The organism is Streptomyces sp. NPDC043427 (genome assembly GCF_056436655.1).
Genome location: NZ_JBWKCC010000019.1, coordinates 113,479 through 131,584 on the forward strand (window position 1 = coordinate 113,479; position 18,106 = coordinate 131,584).

Annotated in this window: 15 protein-coding genes and 3 pseudogenes; 10 read left to right on the forward strand and 8 right to left on the reverse strand. The window is 68.5% G+C overall.

Features of this window, described 5'->3' with window-relative positions:
• Positions 1-2 precede the first annotated feature (2 nt).
• Complete coding sequence (locus AC067M_RS27595) at positions 3-317, forward strand: hypothetical protein (protein WP_478699721.1); 315 nt, start codon at positions 3-5, stop codon at positions 315-317.
• Positions 318-383: 66 nt separating this feature from the next.
• Here AC067M_RS27595 and AC067M_RS27600 read toward each other — a convergent pair whose 3' ends face one another.
• Together AC067M_RS27600 and AC067M_RS27605 are read right to left on the reverse strand one after the other, a co-directional pair.
• Positions 384-1,190: an endonuclease I family protein gene (locus tag AC067M_RS27600; RefSeq protein WP_478699722.1), complete on the reverse strand. Its 807-nt coding sequence runs from the start codon at positions 1,188-1,190 to the stop codon at positions 384-386.
• 472 nt (positions 1,191-1,662) lie between these two features.
• Positions 1,663-2,568: pseudogene (locus tag AC067M_RS27605) on the reverse strand (ArnT family glycosyltransferase); the annotation flags it as partial.
• Between the two features lie 287 nt (positions 2,569-2,855).
• On the opposite strand from AC067M_RS27605, the gene AC067M_RS27610 reads away from it, so the two are divergent.
• Entirely contained in the window at positions 2,856-3,371 is a 516-nt protein-coding gene (locus tag AC067M_RS27610) for an NUDIX hydrolase (protein ID WP_478699723.1), read from the forward strand.
• Positions 3,372-3,544: 173 nt separating this feature from the next.
• Here the strand turns inward: AC067M_RS27610 and AC067M_RS27615 are convergent.
• Positions 3,545-4,780 (reverse strand): annotated as a pseudogene (locus tag AC067M_RS27615) (IS701 family transposase).
• Positions 4,781-4,945: 165 nt separating this feature from the next.
• Here AC067M_RS27615 and AC067M_RS27620 point away from each other — a divergent pair.
• A complete protein-coding gene (locus AC067M_RS27620; protein WP_158988033.1) occupies positions 4,946-5,344 on the forward strand; it encodes a type II toxin-antitoxin system PemK/MazF family toxin in 399 nt (132 codons plus the stop codon).
• A gap of 144 nt (positions 5,345-5,488) precedes the next feature.
• Here AC067M_RS27620 and AC067M_RS27625 read toward each other — a convergent pair.
• Positions 5,489-6,159 (reverse strand): annotated as a pseudogene (locus tag AC067M_RS27625) (transposase); the annotation flags it as partial.
• A gap of 140 nt (positions 6,160-6,299) precedes the next feature.
• Between AC067M_RS27625 and AC067M_RS27630 the strand changes: the two are divergent.
• Entirely contained in the window at positions 6,300-6,722 is a 423-nt protein-coding gene (locus tag AC067M_RS27630; protein ID WP_478699724.1) for a hypothetical protein, read from the forward strand.
• Here the strand turns inward: AC067M_RS27630 and AC067M_RS27635 are convergent.
• Positions 6,701-7,480, reverse strand: coding sequence for a helix-turn-helix domain-containing protein (locus AC067M_RS27635; RefSeq protein ID WP_478699725.1), 780 nt, complete (start codon positions 7,478-7,480; stop codon positions 6,701-6,703). The two genes, AC067M_RS27630 and AC067M_RS27635, sit on opposite strands and share 22 nt — an antisense overlap.
• Positions 7,481-7,565: 85 nt before the next feature.
• Between AC067M_RS27635 and AC067M_RS27640 the strand changes: the two genes are divergently transcribed.
• Positions 7,566-8,540, forward strand: coding sequence for an LLM class flavin-dependent oxidoreductase (locus AC067M_RS27640; RefSeq protein WP_478699726.1), 975 nt, complete (start codon positions 7,566-7,568; stop codon positions 8,538-8,540).
• On the opposite strand, the gene AC067M_RS27645 is transcribed toward AC067M_RS27640, so the two are convergent.
• A complete protein-coding gene (locus AC067M_RS27645) occupies positions 8,513-8,728 on the reverse strand; it encodes a DUF397 domain-containing protein (protein WP_478699727.1) in 216 nt (71 codons plus the stop codon). The genes AC067M_RS27640 and AC067M_RS27645 overlap by 28 nt on opposite strands.
• A 621-nt stretch (positions 8,729-9,349) precedes the next feature.
• Positions 9,350-9,619 (reverse strand): hypothetical protein, encoded by a 270-nt coding sequence (locus AC067M_RS27650; RefSeq protein WP_478699728.1) that lies wholly within the window; start codon positions 9,617-9,619, stop codon positions 9,350-9,352.
• A gap of 97 nt (positions 9,620-9,716) precedes the next feature.
• Between AC067M_RS27650 and AC067M_RS27655 the strand changes: the two genes are divergently transcribed.
• The 5 genes from AC067M_RS27655 to AC067M_RS27675 all read left to right on the forward strand — a co-directional run bounded on the left by AC067M_RS27655 (position 9,717) and on the right by AC067M_RS27675 (position 17,450).
• Positions 9,717-10,571: a serine hydrolase gene (locus AC067M_RS27655; RefSeq protein WP_478699729.1), complete on the forward strand. Its 855-nt coding sequence runs from the start codon at positions 9,717-9,719 to the stop codon at positions 10,569-10,571.
• Positions 10,572-10,624: 53 nt separating this feature from the next.
• Positions 10,625-11,647: an esterase-like activity of phytase family protein gene (locus AC067M_RS27660; protein ID WP_478699730.1), complete on the forward strand. Its 1,023-nt coding sequence runs from the start codon at positions 10,625-10,627 to the stop codon at positions 11,645-11,647.
• A gap of 92 nt (positions 11,648-11,739) precedes the next feature.
• On the forward strand, positions 11,740-15,483 hold the full coding sequence (locus tag AC067M_RS27665) for an ABC transporter ATP-binding protein (protein WP_478699731.1): 3,744 nt from the start codon (positions 11,740-11,742) through the stop codon (positions 15,481-15,483).
• Between the two features lie 119 nt (positions 15,484-15,602).
• Entirely contained in the window at positions 15,603-15,956 is a 354-nt protein-coding gene (locus AC067M_RS27670; RefSeq protein ID WP_478699732.1) for a hypothetical protein, read from the forward strand.
• An 81-nt stretch (positions 15,957-16,037) separates the two neighbouring features.
• On the forward strand, positions 16,038-17,450 hold the full coding sequence (locus tag AC067M_RS27675; protein ID WP_478699733.1) for a S28 family serine protease: 1,413 nt from the start codon (positions 16,038-16,040) through the stop codon (positions 17,448-17,450).
• Between the two features lie 45 nt (positions 17,451-17,495).
• Here the strand turns inward: AC067M_RS27675 and AC067M_RS27680 are convergent.
• The coding region (locus AC067M_RS27680) for a WD40 repeat domain-containing protein (RefSeq protein ID WP_478699734.1) at positions 17,496-18,106 on the reverse strand (611 nt) is incomplete at its 5' end.

Consider the following 18,106-nt stretch of genomic DNA (forward strand, 5'->3'; position numbering starts at 1 on the left):
CCATGGGGGCGTACAACATGGCGGTCGTGCCGCGGCTGCACGGGTGTCCGGGGTGTGGCGACGAGGGGCCGATGACCCTGCAGTTCCACTTCGGGCACACGTTCCAGGACACGTACCGCATCGGCGATCGCCTGGGATGGGGCGGCAACGACAAGGGGGCGCCGGGTCAGGAGCGTGCGGAGGTTATCGGGTACCAGGAGCCGTGCGGCGCGTGCGGGCTCGACGAGGACCGGGAGTATGTGCTCGTCTTCGCGTCCGACGTGCTGACCGGAGAGCACCGGTACGCGTTGCCCGAGGACCTCGTGCGTCTCGGGTAGCAGGGATGGGAGCCAGGGGCCCTGCCGGATCCGTCCGGCGGGGCCCCTTCCCTTCGTCCTGTGCCGTTACCAGATCGCCTCGACCCACTCCGGGTGGTCGATGAACGGGTTGCGGTTGTGCTGGTACGTGTCGTAGATGACCTGGTTGCGCTTTTCCTCGAAGGCGCTCGGCGGGTCCTCGTCGTTCCACTGCTTGAGCACGGAGAGCTTGCCGATGTACGGGTTGCTGCCGTTGTTGACCTTCTCGTTGGGCTCCAGGTCGGCGAAGCCGTCGCCGCCGTCGTACCGCACGGCCATGTAGAGGATCATGCGGGCCACGTCGCCCTTGTCGGCGTCGCGCGGCTCGAAGGAGTCGGAGTCGACGAGGCTGCCGCCGCCGCCCGTGACCGCGCTGCCGCCGTTGTCGAAGTCCAGGTTGCCGCGGATGCTGTTGACCTTGACGTCCGCGGGGCGCAGGTGGTGCAGGTCGGTGCCGGGTCCGGTGGCCTCGCCGAAGTCGCCGTGGGACTTGGCCCACACGTGCTCGCGGTTCCAGTCGCCGACGTCGCCGCCGTTGAGGGACTTGCTGCGCGAGACACCGCTGTACAGCAGGATCACGTTGCTGCTGTTGTTCGGGTCCTGGTCGGTGACCTTGAGGGCGTTCCAGACCGCGGAGTACGAGATCTTCGACTGGCTGCTGATGATCGTGTGCAGGGAGGACTTGAGGCTCGTGCCCGTCTTCCCGATCGCGTTCTTGTAGTACGTCGTGTCGTACGCGGTCGTCGTGGCCGCGGCGGGGGTCGCGGTCAGGGCGGGAGCGGCGAGGCCGACCAGCACGGCGGCGGTCGTCAGCGCGACCGGCTTCCAGCGGCGGCGGGTGCGTGTCGCCAGCATAAGTGGGGTCCCATCTACGCGGGTTGAATGGAGGCGGCAAACGGGAGAGTGGCATGGACATGCGGTCATGTCCATGGAGTCGACGTGTCCATTGGATGACGTGAAACGGCAAATCGGGGCTTCTCTGCGCGAGTTGACGCAGCGGAACGGCCCCTGACCGGGAGTCAGGGGCCGCAGAGGGGCGGCTTCACGCCGGTGTCAGCTGACGTCCGACGCGTCCAGGCGGTAGACCGTCGACTGGTTGGCCGTGCTCGACGCCGAACTCCCGCTGTAGTCGCTCTCCTTCACCGCCGTACCGTGCTCCTGCACCCACGCCGTGACCTCGGAGCTGACGTCGGACCCGCCACCGGGACCCCCGCCCATACCGCCGCCACCGATCTGCATGTAGTGCAGCTCGCCCGCCTTCACCAGTTCCTTCAGCTTCGCCAGGGTCATCGCCTTGTCGCTGCCGGACCAGCCCCACATGGAGATCACCGCCTCCACCCCCGCCCCCGCCGTTGCCCTCGCCGCCGAAGATCCGGCCGAGGCCGTTGTAACCCATGATCAGGTTCCAGGCGGTGCCGTCGGTCGAGCCGCCGATGTACGGCCGCTCGGAGGCCGGGACCAGTGACACGGCGGCCGCCCACCAGAAGCTGGAGACGGCCAGGACCACACCGGCGAGGAGCAGGTTGACGATCCGCTTCACCAACGTCGGCTTGGCCGCGTACAGGTAGACCAGGAAGACGGCGGGCAGCGCGATATAGCCCTGGAGCATCTTCGTGTTGAAGGCCAGCCCGAAGCAGGCGGCGGAGCCCAGCAGTGGCAGCAGCCTGCCGTTCCGCGCGGCCCGCAGTGCGAGGGCCGCGCCCGCCACCATCAGGAAGACCAGCAGCGTGTCGGGGTTGTTGTCGCGGTTGATGGCGACGGTGATCGGCGTCAGCGCCAGCACCAGCGCGGCGACCGTCGCCGCGCCGTGCCCCCACACCCGCTTCACGGACGCGTGCAGGATCCAGATCGTCGCGACGGCGACCAGGACCATCGGCAGCATCATCTGCCAGGTGCCGAAGCCGAGGATCCGGCACGACAGCCCCATGACCATCAGCGCGAACGGTGGCTTGTCGACCGTCAGGAAGTTGCCCGCGTCCAGCGAGCCGAAGAACCACGCCTTCCAGCTCTCGGTACCGCTCAGCACGGCGGCACTGTAGAAGCTGTTGAGGCTGGAGCCCGACAGGTTCCAGGAGTACAGCGCCGCCGCCAGGATCAGGATCGCGATCAAGGCGGGCAGCGACCAGCGCGGTGCTTTGTCCGGCGGCGGTTCAGGGGCCGTCGCGGAGGTTGTCGGCGGCGGCCAGTCGGGGGACACGGTTGTGTGGGGGTGCGGATTGGTGGCAGATGTCACCAGTGCACAGTGCAGACGGCCGATGAGTGAGGGCTGTGCTCAACCTGGGGGCAGCCTGTGGGTGGGTGTCGTCTCCAAGCTGGTCAGCAGCCACGAATTGCGTCATTGAGATTTCCGGCCAGATGTAGCCGAAATGCGCAGCGACCGCCGCGAGGGACGGCGCAGATGTGACACCGGCGGCGAGACGTCCCGTGGGAGCGGTGTTCCGAAAGCCGCTCGTCTTCGTCGCGGCGTTCATCCGTCGTCGTAGCAGAGCGTTTCAGCGAGCAATTGGGCAGCATAGCGAAATGCCACATTCTGACGTAGTACCGCTGATGGTCGATGATCGAGGCAACGCCTTGGTCTCCTTCGCGCCCGGCGCTGAAGGAGCGCCACCACGTGACGCCCCGCTGCCGGCGGCATTGGTCGCCGTCTGGCACGGCGACAGTGTCCTCATGGTCTTCGATCGATGGCGCCAGATGTGGGAACTGCCCGGGGGGCGTGTGGAGGTTGGTGAATCACCACGCCAGGCGGCCATGCGCGAGTTGCGTGAGGAGAGCGGTCAGGAACCCGATGAACCGCTGCAGTTCATCGGCTACGCGGGCTTCCTGCTGGCGCCCGATGAGCGAGCCGAGTACGCGGCACTGTTCGCCGTCCGCACCACCACTGTTCGGGACTTCCAGGCCAACGAGGAGATTGCGGCCATCCGCTGGTGGAACCTACGGGATGCCCTCCCGGGACGTGTTCAGCCCCTGGACGCCCACCTCGCCCGTCTGACTCGCAAGTCGGACCCTGACCTCTTCCACCGTCAACAGCGAGGTTAAAAATCAAGCTTAAACGGTGTCCCGTAAATGATCGTTCTCATGGGCGAGGTGCGTCCTGCCGACGCGGCGACCGGCGCCTATCCGACGAGCATGAGGTTGTGCATGCGGGCAATGCCGGATATCGCATGGCGGACGCCGTCACCGCGTAGTACTCCAGCCGTAGTTCGTGATCTTCATGCCTGAGTGGCTTGTCGTCGGTAGTGGCTGACCTGGGATCGGGCCTGGTGGCGGCGTCGCCAGTCGGACCAGCCGAGCCGGTGCACGGCGTCGTGGACGGGTTGGACGACGAGCGTGATGAACAGTCGTTGGATCTCGTTGCAGGTGAGCGGTATGAGGGCGTCGAGTGCGGGGTGGTGGGTGTGTTCGTCCGCGCGGACGACGGCCAGGAAGGCGTGGGCGAGCATGGCCAGGGTGACCCAGCGGGACCAGGACGGGTAGCGGCGGACCTGGTGCTCGTCCAGGGCGGCCAGGCCCTTGCCGGACTGGAAGAACTCCTCCACCCGCCACCTTGATCCAGCGACGCGCACCAGGGTGGTCAGCGGCACCGGTGCGGGGGAGTAGCAGCGGTAGTAGGCGAGTTCGCCGGTGCTGCGGTTTCGGCGGATGAGCAACTGGCGACTCCCGGGCCGGAGGTCGACGAGGTCGATGACGGCCCAGTCGTAGAAGCGGTGGCCCTTGGCTCCGGCCCCTGCGGACAGCTTCTGTCAGGCCCGCTTGGGCACCTTTTTGGCCAGGGCGTCCGCGCGGAACTTCCCGGCGCCGGTGGTGACTTCGTGCGAGCAGGCCACCGCGAGGACGTAGCCGGTGCCGCGTTCCTCCAGCGCGGTTCGCAGCGTCGGGTTGCCGCCGTAAACCTCGTCACCGGCGACCCAGGCGGCCCGGTGCCCGGCGTCCAGGAACCGGGCGACCATGCGAGCGGCCAGCTCCGGCTTGGTCGCGAACCCTGTCTTCTCGCCGAGCCCGGCGGCGCGGCAGCGGTCGGGGTCGGAGGTCCAGGAGCGCGGAATGTACAGTTCCCGGTCCACCGCGGCGTGCCCGCGCCGGCCTGCGTAGACCAGGTAGACGGCGACCTGGGCGTTCTCGATCCTGCCCGCGGTGCCGGTGTACTGGCGCTGGACGCCGACCGTGCCGGTGCCCTTCTTCACGTCGCCGGTCTCGTCGACCACCAGAACCGCCTGGTCGTCGTGCAGGTACTCCACCACGTAGCCGCGTACGTCGTCGCGGACCTGGTCGGCGTCCCACTTGGCCCGCCCGAGCAGGTGTTGCATGCCGTCCGGGGTGGCCTCCCCGGCCCACTCGGCGATGGTCCAGCAGTTCTTACGCGGCAGGTCCGACAGCAACCCGAGCACCAACCGTCCGGCCCTGCCCCGGGGTTCGACTCGCGTGAACCGGCCTGCGATCCGGCTCATCAGGCCCCCGGACGCCTCCTGCCAGCGGGCAGGGTCTACGCTGTGACCTGCGGCCACCCATGATCGTTTGTCTTCACACACCGATGATCAACGGTGGCCGCACCCGTCTCCACAGCGCGTCAGGGTCGTGCAGCGTTCGTCTGCCGTCCTGTGTCAGGAGGACATGTGCAGCGTGGCGAAGTCTGGTGGGTCGAGTTCGACGAGCGGCGGCTGGTCGTACTGCTGTCGGCAGACGACGCGTCCGGGATCCGGGCGATGCAGGTCGTCGCGCCGGCGGGCGTCGACATCAGCGGTCTGGGCGTCGAAGTGCAAGTAGGCGCCATGGAAGGACTGCCCTTTGAAGGCGTACTGCGGTTCGCATTCCCGCGTCCAGGCTTCACCCCCTGCACGTGGCTGACCACCATGTCCCGGGACGACCTGATCGAGCGAGCAGCCGTCCTGTCCTCCGCGAAGCTCAGCGAGATCGAGGATGCCCTCCGCCTCGGCGGACAGGCGAAAGAGTGGACCCCGGCGACAACCGCGAAGCTCAGCGAGATAAAGGACGCCCTACGTACGTCTCGGTGAACTCGAGTAGGCGGACACCCCCCCGATGGCGTGGTCGATCTCGTCCAGATGATCGACACTGGCCACCTGTCTCCTCGGCGCCCTCACCATCGAGATCACGAACTACGGCTGGAGCAGTAGGCGGCAATCGCACAGGATCATTTAGGCCTTCATGTGGGCGAAGACGTGCTCGACGCGGGCTCTCACCTGCTCGTGGCTCTTGATGTGGGCCTGCTTCCATGCCGAGAGTTCCTGGCCTTGCGACGGCGGTGCGGGATGACCAGGCCGGTGCCCGGATAGCCGCCGTCGGTGATCGTAGTGGTGTTCCCGACGGCGGCCTTGGCGCCGGGCTCGGTCCAGGCTCGGCAGTTGTTTCGATTCCTTGGCAGCGGTCGGCCGACCACGACCACCAGCCGGGTGTCGGCGTCGATGACCACCTGATGGTTCGTGGAGTAGCGGTAATTCTTCGACTGCTCGGCCATCTTGTGGTCCCTGGTCGGGATCAGGGTGCCGTCTACGATCAGCACCGCGTCCTTCGCGAACCGCTTGCGTGGCTGGAGCGCGAGCTTCGGGCCGAGGTGGTCGATGACGTGGTCGGCTGCAGACTTCGAGGCCCCGAACGGCAGGGTCAGCTGCCGCAGTGTCAGGTTCGTTCGCCAGTACGCCGTCACCAGCAGCACTCGGTCCTCCAGCGACAGCTTCCACGGTCGTCCCCGGCCGGACGCGTCGGCGCCCTCGCGCCGCAGCTGGGCCACCAGCTTGCCGAAGGCCGACGGGCTCAGCCCAGTGAAAGGAGCTATCCAGGGTGGTTCCGACGTCGTAATCACACCACTCACGTAGTGATCATTTCACGAGACTACGGACGACCGCTGTCGTCTCTGACTTGAAAGGCCCATTCCCTACAGGGAATTGCCGATCTCCACCGCGCTCCGCAGGATCTGGATCCGAATGGAGCTGCCCGGACAAGGAGACGAAGATGATCGAGATCGACCCGCAGCAGCTGGCCGACCGCTACATGGCTCAATGGAATGTGTCCAATGCTGCAGAGCGCCGCGCGGCCGTCGAGCGACTCTGGGCCGAGGACGGCACCCATATCCTTCACCCGCCTGCCGAGATACGGGAGACCGCCGCGGAACTCGGCTTCGACCACCCGACTCTGGAGGCTCAGGGATACGACGCCATCGAGACCCGAGTGGCGCGAAGCTACGAGCGGTTCGTCGAGAAACAGGGATTCGCCTTCCAGGCGCGCCCCGGGGCGATACGTCTCAATGGCGTGGTCAGGATCGGCTGGGAGGCGGTGTCCACCGCAACCGGCGACGTGGTGGGTGGTGGTTCGGACATCCTCGTACTCGACGATAACGGCCGCATCAAGACCGATTACATGTTCCCGGGCTCCTGAGCGGCGGCAGCACAAGCCATTGCCCCGGTGGCTGCTGAGAGAGCCTCGGCAGTCGCCGGGTCGGCCGGCAGGAACGCCTCCAGCTTCAGCTCGGCAAGCGTCACGTCGATGGCGGTGGCGAAGGTCGTCACAGTCGTCATCAGGCGGAGCTCACCGTACGAGGACTGCAGGCGGAGCGGCACCGCGAAACCGAGTTGCCCGGCGGACGGCTCCAGCTCGGGAACGTACCCGGTGAGCTCGGCGCGCAACTCCTCCAGATGGCCAAGGCGCACCAAGATGTGGCGCGCCCACTCTGCGAGGTTGAGGATGCGGGGAGCCAGTCCGTCGGGATGCAGCGCCAGGCGGTAGATGTTCGTGCCCGGACCCACCAGCTCGGCAGCTGCGCCCTCGGTGATCAGGTCGAATGCGGTGTTCGCGGCGATCAGGTCACCGCCCCGGTCCACAACCAGCGCCGGATACGGCAGATGCCCGCGGAGGATGTGGTCGATCGCCGTGCGCACGGGGGCCAGCACCGGATCGTCCAGTGAGCTCTCCGGGTAGGCGGGCGCGTACCCGGCGGCCAGCAGCAGCTCGTTGCGCTCACGCAGCGGCAGCTCCAGCGACTCGGCCAGGCGCATGACCATGTTCCGGCCCGGGACGGACCTGCCAGATTCAATGAAGCTGAGGTAGCGCTGGGTGGTGCCCGCTCGCAGCGCCAGATCGAGCTGGCTGACATGACGGCGGGTACGACGTTCACGAAGCGTACGAGGGAAGTCCACGGGCCTGTTGTAACGGCGGCGGGGGTCCTAGGCCATTCCCCGCAGGGAATTGTCGCCACTCGTACCGGTCGTGAACATTGCCGACATGGACATCGGTGTACTGCTTCCGACCGGAACCGCCCAGTGGGGCCCTGCCGACGACCCTCGCGAGCTGGTTGGCTTCGGCCGCTACGCCGAACGCTCGGGCTTCTCCTCGCTCTTCGCCAACGATTCTCTGATCAGCCCGCGCATCGAGGCACTCACGATGCTGGCCGCACTCGCCCCGGTGACCGAGACCGTGACGCTGGGCACAGCTGCACTGATGCCGTTCCTCCGTCGGCCGATCCAGGCCGCGCAGGCACTTGCGTCGATCGACCTGCTGTCCGGTGGCCGGCTCACCGTGACGGTCGGCGCCGGTTTCCCCGGCCGCTTCGGACGGCCCCTCTACACACTGTCCGAGCTGCCGTGGGAAAGGCGCTTTGCCCGCCTGGACGAGACTGTCGCGCTGTGGCGGGCCCTGTGGGACGGCGCCGACGCCTTCCACGGCGAGATTCTCCGGTTCGATGACATCCCGCCCACGACCAGGCCGCCCCGAGCCGGCGGGCCGCCCATCTGGCTCGGCGGCGCGACCCCCGCAGCGCTGGCCCGCACTGGCCGACTGTACGACGGATGGCTGCCCTACCCGCCTGACCCCGCCGACTACGCGTCCGGCCTCCGCAACGTCCACCAAGCGGCGGCCGACGCCGGACGCGAGACCGAGGACATCACCCCCGCACTGTTCGTCTCGGTACGGATCGACAACGACATCGAGAGCGGCCGTCGGGCACTGGACGACTACGCGCGGGCCACATACGGCATGCCACTGGAGGAGCTGGAAAAGATCCAGGCAGTTGTCACCGGCTCCCCGGACCAGGTGCTTGAGCACCTAGGACGGTACGTCGCCGCCGGTGCTCGGCACATCGTCACCCGCCTCGGTGCCCTGGACCTGCACTCCCAGCGCGACCAGCTCGAACGGATCGCAGAACTGATCCCCGCCGTCCAAGCGGCAGCGGATCACGCCTCCACCTCGGAAAGCTCCTGAGCCTGGCCCAGCCGACACGAAGCGACGATTGCGGGACAGCTCTTAGTGTGCCCGCAGGCTTTTTGGTGGAGTTTTCCGGTGGGGTGCCCGTCGAGGACTTCGAGGCAGCTGCGGCCCTGATCATTACTGTACGACGACTTCCGCCAGCCCTTCGAGATCGCGGCGTTCGGGATGCTCCGGTCAGCCATGGCGCCCCTTTGTGACAAATGACTGGTCACACTCGACCCTCTGGCGAGCCTAGACCGCACCGTCTCACTCTGTGAGTGGATCGCTACAGAACGCGAGATCCCCGCGACCGAGCGACCGGTCCGGGGGCGTGGCCATCAACGAAAGCTACGGAGTTGACGACATGAGTCACCGTATCGCCCGCCTTCTCGAACCGCTGCTACAACTCCTGTTCCCGGGGACCGGGCGCCGTCGCCGTACGGCCACCGTCCCGGCCGGTGCGTGCGCGTGCCCCACCTGCTCGTGCGTTGGGGAACGCCCCGCCCGCCCGCCCGACCGGCCCGCCGCTCCTGCGAGGCGAGGACAACGCGATGGTCCGCCCCTATCTTGGCCACGTCCGCGCAACTCCGCTTTCTCGCGGCCCGTATGCCGAGGCGCTGCGCGACGTCCACCGCATCGCGGAAAGTCGTGGTGCCCGCCTTCCCAGACCCGATCAAGACGATCCCGACGGGCACGACGGGCACGACGGTCCCGACGGCGACGACATCCCGGCACCGGAGTCCTGAGCGGCTCGCGCACCGAGATACCGTCCGCGCCGCTGCCCGCCCCGTCCGGCCGGATCCCAACCGGCCTGACGCCAACCCTCACACGGAGCCCGGCACGAAGAGGCTCAGCCGGTAGGTGGTCGGCTGCTTCAGGCGTCCACAGAGCGTGTCCACCCGTACCGCCGTCCAGTCGATCTGCTGGTCCGACGCTCGCAGGCGGTGGAGGTAAGCACGCCATTCCGACTCGTCCTGGGTCGTGAAGAGCACTTCCCAGTGGCCCGCGTCGGGTGCGAAGCGAGCGGCGGCACGCTGTGTCTCGTCGTACCGCTGTCGCTCTCGCTGACGCTTCCTCTTGCGTTGCCCTGGCATCGGCCCAGCCTTGCCGCACCAAGCAGCCACGGCAAGGCAATTGTCGGCGCCACGAACAGGCGTACAACTATCGGCCATCTGGGCGAGTCAAACCCGCATGACTCGCCGCAGCCCTCACCGCGCCCGCATCATCGGTACCGCGCTCACCGCCGGAGCGTTCATATCCTGCGTGGCCGTCGCCGCGCCCGCCGCCGCGGCCCCCGCACCGACCGTCGCCTGTACGTCCACGAAGGCGGCCCTCGCCGCCAAGTTGAAGACGGACATCACGGCGGCGCTCGCGGGCCGCAAGGGCACCATCGCCGTAGGCCTCTACGACCGTACGACGAACACCAACTGCACCCTGCGCGCCTCCACCGCCTTCGACTCCGCCAGCACCGTCAAGGTCACCGTCCTGGCCACGCTGCTGTGGGATGCGAAGAAGCACAATCGCTACCTCACCGACCGTGAGGCCACCCTCGCCAAGGCCATGATCACGCAGTCGGACAACGACTCGACCTCCACCCTGTGGCGGCAGTTGGGCCTCACGAAGATCAACGGCTTCCTCGCCGCCGCCGGAATGACACAGACCAAGCCGGGCGCGGACGGCTACTGGGGTCTCACTCAGATCACCGTCACCGACGAGCAGAAGCTGCTCAAGCTCATCACCGCCAAGAACACGGTCCTCAGCGACAACTCCCGCGCCTACATCCTGAAGTTGATGAGCCAGGTCGTCTCGTCACAGCGCTGGGGCACCCCGTACGGCGTGCCGTCCGGTGTCACCGTGGCCCTCAAGAACGGCTGGCTCCAGCGGGCCAGCAACGGCTGGCGCGTGCACAGCCTCGGCGCGTTCAAGGGCGGCGGCCACGACTACGTGATCACCGTGCTCACCCAGGGCAACAGCACCATGGACTACGGCATCTCGACCATCCAGGGCGTCGCCAAGGTCATCCACAAGGACCTCGCGGCCTCCTGATCCTTCATTGGAGGGCCTACCCGCCGTCATCCACCCGTCCTACGGTGACGGCCATGCGCCTGCGAACCGTACTCGCCACCGTCACCGCCGGACTGGCGGCGGCCACCTGCCTCTCCGCCGCCGGACCGGCCGCCGCCGCCCAGAGGGACCACGCCTGCTCGACCACCGTTTCCATCGACCGCTTCTCCGACGCGCTCGACAAGACGACGTACGACGACACCTTCGTCGGCAACCTCTCCGCCCTCGCCCTCGACCGGGACGGCTCGCTCGCGGCCCTCTCCGACCGCTCCGCCCTCTTCGACCTGGACGCGAGAAGCCTCGCCCCGCGCTCCGCCCTCCCCCTCGCCGACGAGAACGGCACCGCCTTCGACTCCGAGGGCCTGGTCGTCGACCGGGACGGCACCCGGCTGATCACCTCGGAGAGCGAGCCGTCCATCCGCCGCTACTCCGCCGACGGCCGTATCCTCGACCGCCTCCCCGTCCCCGACGCGCTCCGCGTCGCCCCGGCCGGCCGCGCCCAGTCCAACGGCACCTTCGAGGGCCTGACCCTGCTGCCCGGCGGCCACACCCTGGTCGCGTCCATGGAGTACGCCCTCACCGGCGACACGGCGGGCATCGTCCGCTTCCAGACCTGGCAGCGCACGCACGACGGCCGCTTCCGCCTCGGCCCCCAGTACGCCTATCGCACCGACACCGGCCTCGGCGTCCCCGAGATCCAGGCGACCCCCGACGGCCGCCTCCTCGTCCTGGAGCGGGGCTTCACGGCAGGCGTCGGCAACACGGTCCGTCTCTACCTCGCGGACCCGCGCCGCGCCACGAACACGAGCGGCATCGAGAACCTCACAGGCCAGGACGACGTCCGGGTGATCAAGAAGACCCTCCTGGCCGACATCGCCGACTGCCCGACCCTGGGCGCCACGGCGAAGCAGCCCCAACCGAACCCCCTCCTCGACAACATCGAGGGCATGGTGATCACGGGACGTGCGGGCGACCGTCTGAAGGTCCTGCTGGTCAGCGACGACAACCAGAACGCGGCACAGACGACGCGGTTCTACTACCTGCGAGTACGCGTCTGAACCTGGCTCGGAGTGTTGCGGCGGGATGAAATCCGCTCCCATCCGCGTTGGTGTCTTCCGGAAGATCAGGCGAAAAATCGGAGGGCACCGGCGTGGCAGCGCAACCGGGGGACAAACAGGGCTGGGCACGCAGGCTGGCCGGGTACGCCTGGCGCTACCCCAAGGACGTGGTGCTCGCCCTCGGCTCGTCCCTCGGCGGCATGGCCGTCATGGCCGTCGTCCCGCTGGTCACCAAGGTGATCATCGACGACGTCATCGGCGACCACACCCGTGACATGGCCCCCTGGGCCGGTGCCCTGATCGGCGCCGCCCTCCTCGTCTACGCCCTCACCTACGTCCGCCGCTACTACGGCGGCCGTCTCGCCCTCGACGTCCAGCACGACCTGCGGACGGAGATGTTCGAGACGATCACCCGCCTCGACGGCCGACGCCAGGACGAGCTGTCCACCGGCCAGGTGGTGGGCCGCGCCACCAGCGACCTCCAGCTGATCCAGGGCCTGCTCTTCATGCTCCCGATGACCATCGGGAACCTGCTGCTCTTCCTGATCTCCCTGGTCGTGATGGCCTGGCTGTCCCTCCCGCTGACCCTGGTCGCCCTCGCCGTCGCTCCCGCGCTCGCCTACATCGCCAAGCGCAGCCGGAACAAGCTCCACCCCGCCACCTGGTACGCCCAGGCGCAGGCCGCCGCCGTCGCGGGTGTGGTCGACGGCGCCGTGAGCGGCGTACGCGTGGTGAAGGGCTTCGGGCAGGAGGACCAGGAGACGGGGAAGCTCAGGGAGGTCGGGCGCCGGCTCTTCGCCGGGCGGCTGCGCACCATCCGGCTGAACGCCGTGTACACGCCCGCCCTCCAGGCCGTCCCCGCCCTCGGTCAGGTCGCGATGCTGGCGCTGGGCGGCTGGCTCGCTGTGCGCGGGCAGATCACCCTGGGTACGTTCGTCGCCTTCTCCACGTATCTCGCGCAGCTCGTCGGCCCGGTCCGCATGCTCGCCATGGTGCTCACGGTCGGCCAGCAGGCCCGCGCGGGCACTGAGCGCGTCCTTGAGCTGATCGACACCGAGCCGTCGATCAAGGAGGGCACGAAGGACCTGCCCGCCGACGCGCCCGCGACCGTCGAGTTCGACGACGTGTCCTTCGGCTATGAAGGCGCCTCCGGCACGACCAGTCCTGTCCTCGACGGGCTCAGCTTCCAGATCCGCCCCGGCGAGACCCTCGCCGTCGTCGGCTCCTCCGGCTCCGGCAAGTCGACGGTCTCCCTCCTCCTCCCGCGCTTCTACGACGTGACCCGCGGCGCCGTCCTGGTCGGCGGCCACGACGTCCGCGAGCTCACCCTCGACTCCCTGCGGGCCGCGATCGGGCTGGTCCCCGAGGACTCCTTCCTCTTCTCCGACACGGTCCGCGACAACATCGCGTACGGCCGTCCGGACGCGACGCAGGAGGAGATCGAGAAGGCCGCCGTCGCCGCCCAGGCGGACCGTTTCATCCAGGAGCTCCCCGACGGCTACGACACCAAGGTCGGCGAGCACGGCCTCACCCTCTCCGGCGGCCAGCGCCAGCGCATCGCACTCGCCCGCGCCCTGCTCACCGACCCGCGCCTGCTCGTCCTGGACGACGCCACCTCCGCCGTGGACGCCCGCGTCGAGCACGAGATCCACGAGGCACTGAAGCACGTCATGGAGGGCCGTACGACCCTCCTGATCGCGCACCGCCGCTCCACCCTCAACCTCGCCGACCGCATCGCCGTCCTCGACGCCGGACGCCTCGCCGACCTCGGCACCCACGAGGAGCTCCAGGAACGTTCCGCCCTCTACCGGCGCCTGCTCACCGACCCCGACGAGCTGGGCGGCGTCTCCCCGGGCCACGCCCCGGCCGCCGCGCCCTCGGAGGACACCTCCGTACGGGACGAGCTGGACGCGGAGTTCGACGCGGAGCGCGGGGTGACGCCCCGGCTGTGGACGGGTGACCGCGAGCCCAAGGACACCGCGCTCTCCGGCATGCCGGCCACTCCGGACCTCCTGGAGAAGGTCGACGCGCTGCCCCCGGCCACCGACATCCCGGACGTCGACGAGGCACGCGCGGTCGCGTCGGAGGACTCGTACGGCCTGCGCAGGCTGCTGCGCGGCTTCGGGCTCCCGCTCCTGATCAGCCTCGGCCTCGTCGCCCTGGACGCCGGTATGGGTCTCCTCCTGCCCGTCCTGATCCGGCACGGCATCGACCAGGGCGTCACCCAGGTCGCCCTCGGAGCCGTCTGGGCGGCGGCCCTGCTCGGCCTGCTCACGGTGCTCGTCCAGTGGGCGGCGCAGATCGGTGAGACCCGGATGACCGGACGCACCGGTGAGCGCGTCCTCTACTCGCTCCGCCTGAAGATCTTCGCCCAGCTCCAGCGGCTCGGCCTCGACTACTACGAGCGTGAGCTGACCGGCCGGATCATGACGAGGATGACGACGGACGTCGACGCCCTCTCCACGTTCCTCCAGACCGGCCTGGTCACCGCGTTCGTCTCGGTCGTCACCTTCTTCGGCATCATGGTCGCCCTGCTGGTGATCGACGTGCAGCTCGCCCTCGTCGTCTTCGCCACGCTGCCCCCGCTGATCATCGCCACGTACTTCTTCCGCCGGGCGAGCGTGAAGGCGTACGAACTGGCCCGCGAGCGGGTCTCGGTCGTCAACGCCGACCTGCAGGAGTCGGTGTCCGGGCTGCGGATCGTGCAGGCGTTCCGGCGTGAGCGGGACGGCGGGCGCAGGTTCGCGGAGCGCAGCGACAGCTACCGGCAGGCGCGCATCCGGGGCCAGTGGCTGATCTCGATCTACTTCCCCTTCGTGCAGCTGCTGTCGTCGGTCGCCGCTGCCGCCGTGCTGATCGCGGGCGCGGGCCGGGTCGACGCGGCCACGCTGACGACCGGCGCGCTGGTGGCGTACCTGCTGTACATCGACCTGTTCTTCGCGCCCGTCCAGCAGCTCTCCCAGGTCTTCGACGGCTACCAGCAGGCGACGGTGTCGTTGGGCCGCATCCAGGAACTGCTCCAGGAGCCCACGTCCACGAAGTCGGCCGACGAGCCCCTCGACGTCCTCTCCCTGCGCGGTGAGATCGCCTTCGAGGACGTGCACTTCAAGTACGGCGACGAGGAAGAGGCGTTGACCGGGATCGACCTGCGCATCCCCGCCGGTCAGACCGTCGCCTTCGTCGGCGAGACCGGGGCCGGCAAGTCCACCCTGGTCAAGCTGGTGGCCCGCTTCTACGACCCGACCGGCGGCCGGGTCACCGCCGACGGCACGGACCTGCGCGCCCTCGACATCACGTCGTACCGCCACCGCCTGGGCGTCGTCCCCCAGGAGGCCTACCTCTTCCAGGGCACCGTCCGCGACGCCATCGCCTACGGCCGCCCCGACGCCACCGACGCCGAGGTGGAGGCCGCGGCTCGGGCGGTCGGCGCGCACGAGATGATCGCCACGCTGGAGGGCGGCTACCTCCACGAGGTCGCCGAGCGCGGCCGCAACCTCTCCGCCGGCCAGCGCCAGCTGATCGCCCTCGCCCGCGCGGAGCTGGTCGACCCGGACATCCTCCTTCTCGACGAGGCCACCGCGGCCCTCGACCTGGCCACCGAGGCCCAGGTCAACCAGGCAACGGACCGCCTGGCAGGCCGCCGCACGACCCTCGTCGTCGCCCACCGCCTGACAACGGCGGCCCGCGCGGACCGGGTCGTGGTCATGGACCACGGCAGGGTCGCGGAGGACGGAACGCACGAGGAGCTGCTGGCGCGCGGCGGGCACTACGCCGAGTTGTGGCGGACGTTCGTCGGCGCACCGGAGCCGGAGGAGCCGGTGGCCGCGCGCAGTTGACGGCAACGCAACCATCCGACACATGTCCTGCGTCCGTACATCAGTACGGCAACAGCGGAGGCACGGGAGGGACGCGGACCGTGAACAGTGGTGCGATACGGCGGTGGTTGGCGCTCGGCATGTCCGTTTTCACCGCGTCCGTGCTCCTCGCCCTCGCATCCCCGGCGGCGGCCGCCCACGCCGCCCCCTCCCGGTGCGAGGGCCGCAAGGTCAGAACGCTGACCTTCTCCACCGGTGCCGTCAAGATCTACAAGCGGGGCGGCTACCTCTGCGCCATCACGGTCACGAACGATCCCGGCACCCGGCGCACGATGACGGTCAGCGTGAAACGGCCTCATTTGCGCCCTGCCGTGGACTCGGGCCGGTACGCGTACCGAGCGGGACCGATCACCGTGTACGTGGGACACCAGCGCGTGAACGTCAGCGGCGCGGTGGGGCGGGACTCGGACAGCACCGGCTGGACCCGCTTCTGACCTCCTGATTCCAACCTCCCCTGGTGTGAACAGAGTTGCTCCGATAACTTCCGGCGGACATCTGTTTCACAGGGAGGGTGCATGCGCAAGGCGCTCAGATGGCTGCTGGCGCTCACGGTGCTCATAGGCACGTTGAGCACGGCCGGAGCGGCCACCGCCGCCGAGCCGGAGGCCACGGACATCAAGGACCAGCTGCTCGCGATACCGGGCATGAGTCTGATCCAGGAGAAGCCGTACACCGGCTACCGCTACTTCGTACTCAACTACACCCAGCCGGTCGACCACCGGCACCCGTCCAAGGGCACGTTCCAGCAGCGCATCACCGTGCTGCACAAGGACGTCTCCCGCCCGACGGTCTTCTACACCGGCGGCTACAACGTCTCCACGACCCCCAGCCGCCGCGAGCCGACCCAGATCGTGGACGGCAACCAGGTCTCCATGGAGTACCGCTTCTTCAACCCGTCGCGCCCCGACCCGGCCGACTGGTCCAAGCTGGACATCTGGCAGGCCGCCAGCGACCAGCACCGCATCTTCAAGGCGTTGAAGAAGATCTACACGAAGAACTGGATCTCGACCGGCGGCTCCAAGGGCGGCATGACGGCGACGTACTACGAGCGCTTCTACCCGAAGGACATGGACGGCGTCGTCGCCTACGTGGCCCCCAACGACGTCGTGAACAACGAGGACTCCGCCTACGACCGCTTCTTCGCCAAGGTCGGCACCAAGGAGTGCCGCGACCGCCTGAACGCGGTGCAGCGCGAGGCACTGGTACGCCGTGAGCCGCTGGAGAAGAAGTACGAGGCGTACGCTGCCGAGAACGGCTACACCTTCACCACCATCGGCAGCCTGGACCGCGCCTACGAGGCCGTCGTCCTCGACTACGTCTGGGGTTTCTGGCAGTACAGCCTGCTCTCCGACTGCGACTCGATCCCGGCGAATGCGAAGACGGCGACGGACGACGAGATCTGGACCTCGATCGACACGATCTCCGGCTTCTCCGCCTACGCCGACCAGGGCCTGGAGACGTACACCCCGTACTACTACCAGGCAGGTACCCAACTCGGCGCCCCCACCATCCACTTCCCGTCCATCGAGAAGAAGTACATCCGCTACGGCTACCAGCCGCCCCGGAACTTCGTCCCCCGCTCCATCCCCATGAAGTTCCAGCCCTGGGCCATGCACGACGTCGACACCTGGGTCAAGCACAACGCCCGCCACATGCTCTTCGTCTACGGCCAGAACGACCCGTGGGGCGCGGAGCCGTTCCACCTCGGCAGGGGCGCGAAGGACTCCTACGTCTTCACGGCGCCTGGGTTGAACCATGGGGCGAACGTGGCGGGCCTGGTCGCCGACGAGAAGTCGCTGGCCACGGCTCGGATCCTGGACTGGGCGGGGCTCCCGTCCTCGGCTGTGGCGCAGGCCAAGCCGCTGGCGAAGTTCGACGCGAGGCTGGACGTGAGGGACGTGGAGAGGGAGGCGACGCTGCGTCCGTGAGGTGAGTTGTTCGGTGTTGACGGCGGGTCTGGTGAAGGCCCGCCGTCAGTCTGTCGGGCAGACGGATGCGTCCGAGTCGTCGGGGAGGTAGGCCGCGCGTTCGTCGGGGGTGAGGGGGCGGTTGAAGGTGCGGCAGATCTGCCGGATAACTTCGGCGGGTTTGGGAGAGGTGTTGACATCCCACAGCTGCGCCGGCCCGTCGTAGCTGGCGGTGGCGAGGGTACGGCCGTCAGGACTGATCGCCAGCGATTGCACACCGTTGACGGTGAAGCTGGTGCGGGCTTTGCCGGTGGCTGAGTCCCATAGCCGGACGGTTTTGCCGAAGTCGGCGGTGATGAGCGTGTGGCCATCGGGACTGAAGACCACTGCACTCATTTCGGCAACGTTTCCGATGAGCGGGGCGCGGCGCTTGCCGGTGGCTGCGTCCCACAGACGGACGTTTCCGTCGTCGCTGGCGGTGGCGAGTGTGTGGCCGTCTGGGCTGAAGGCCACCGCGTTCACCAGGCCGTCGTGTCCCAGGGGCTGGGTGCGGCGCTTGCTGGTGGCCGGGTCCCAGAGCCGAGCGGTTGAGTCGGCGCTGGCGGTGGCGAGGGTGTGGCCGTCGGGGCTGAAGGCCACCGCGTACACCGCGCCGTTGTGTCCTTTGAGGGTGGTGC

Coding starts and splice junctions, on each gene's coding strand:
- AC067M_RS27595 (WP_478699721.1), top strand. CDS start 3: ATGGGGGCGTACAACATGGCGGTCGTGCCGCGGCTGCACGGGTGTCCG.
- AC067M_RS27600 (WP_478699722.1), bottom strand. CDS start 1,190: ATGCTGGCGACACGCACCCGCCGCCGCTGGAAGCCGGTCGCGCTGACG.
- AC067M_RS27610 (WP_478699723.1), top strand. CDS start 2,856: ATGCCACATTCTGACGTAGTACCGCTGATGGTCGATGATCGAGGCAAC.
- AC067M_RS27630 (WP_478699724.1), top strand. CDS start 6,300: ATGATCGAGATCGACCCGCAGCAGCTGGCCGACCGCTACATGGCTCAA.
- AC067M_RS27640 (WP_478699726.1), top strand. CDS start 7,566: ATGGACATCGGTGTACTGCTTCCGACCGGAACCGCCCAGTGGGGCCCT.
- AC067M_RS27645 (WP_478699727.1), bottom strand. CDS start 8,728: ATGGCTGACCGGAGCATCCCGAACGCCGCGATCTCGAAGGGCTGGCGG.
- AC067M_RS27650 (WP_478699728.1), bottom strand. CDS start 9,619: ATGCCAGGGCAACGCAAGAGGAAGCGTCAGCGAGAGCGACAGCGGTAC.
- AC067M_RS27655 (WP_478699729.1), top strand. CDS start 9,717: ATGACTCGCCGCAGCCCTCACCGCGCCCGCATCATCGGTACCGCGCTC.
- AC067M_RS27660 (WP_478699730.1), top strand. CDS start 10,625: ATGCGCCTGCGAACCGTACTCGCCACCGTCACCGCCGGACTGGCGGCG.
- AC067M_RS27670 (WP_478699732.1), top strand. CDS start 15,603: ATGTCCGTTTTCACCGCGTCCGTGCTCCTCGCCCTCGCATCCCCGGCG.
- AC067M_RS27675 (WP_478699733.1), top strand. CDS start 16,038: ATGCGCAAGGCGCTCAGATGGCTGCTGGCGCTCACGGTGCTCATAGGC.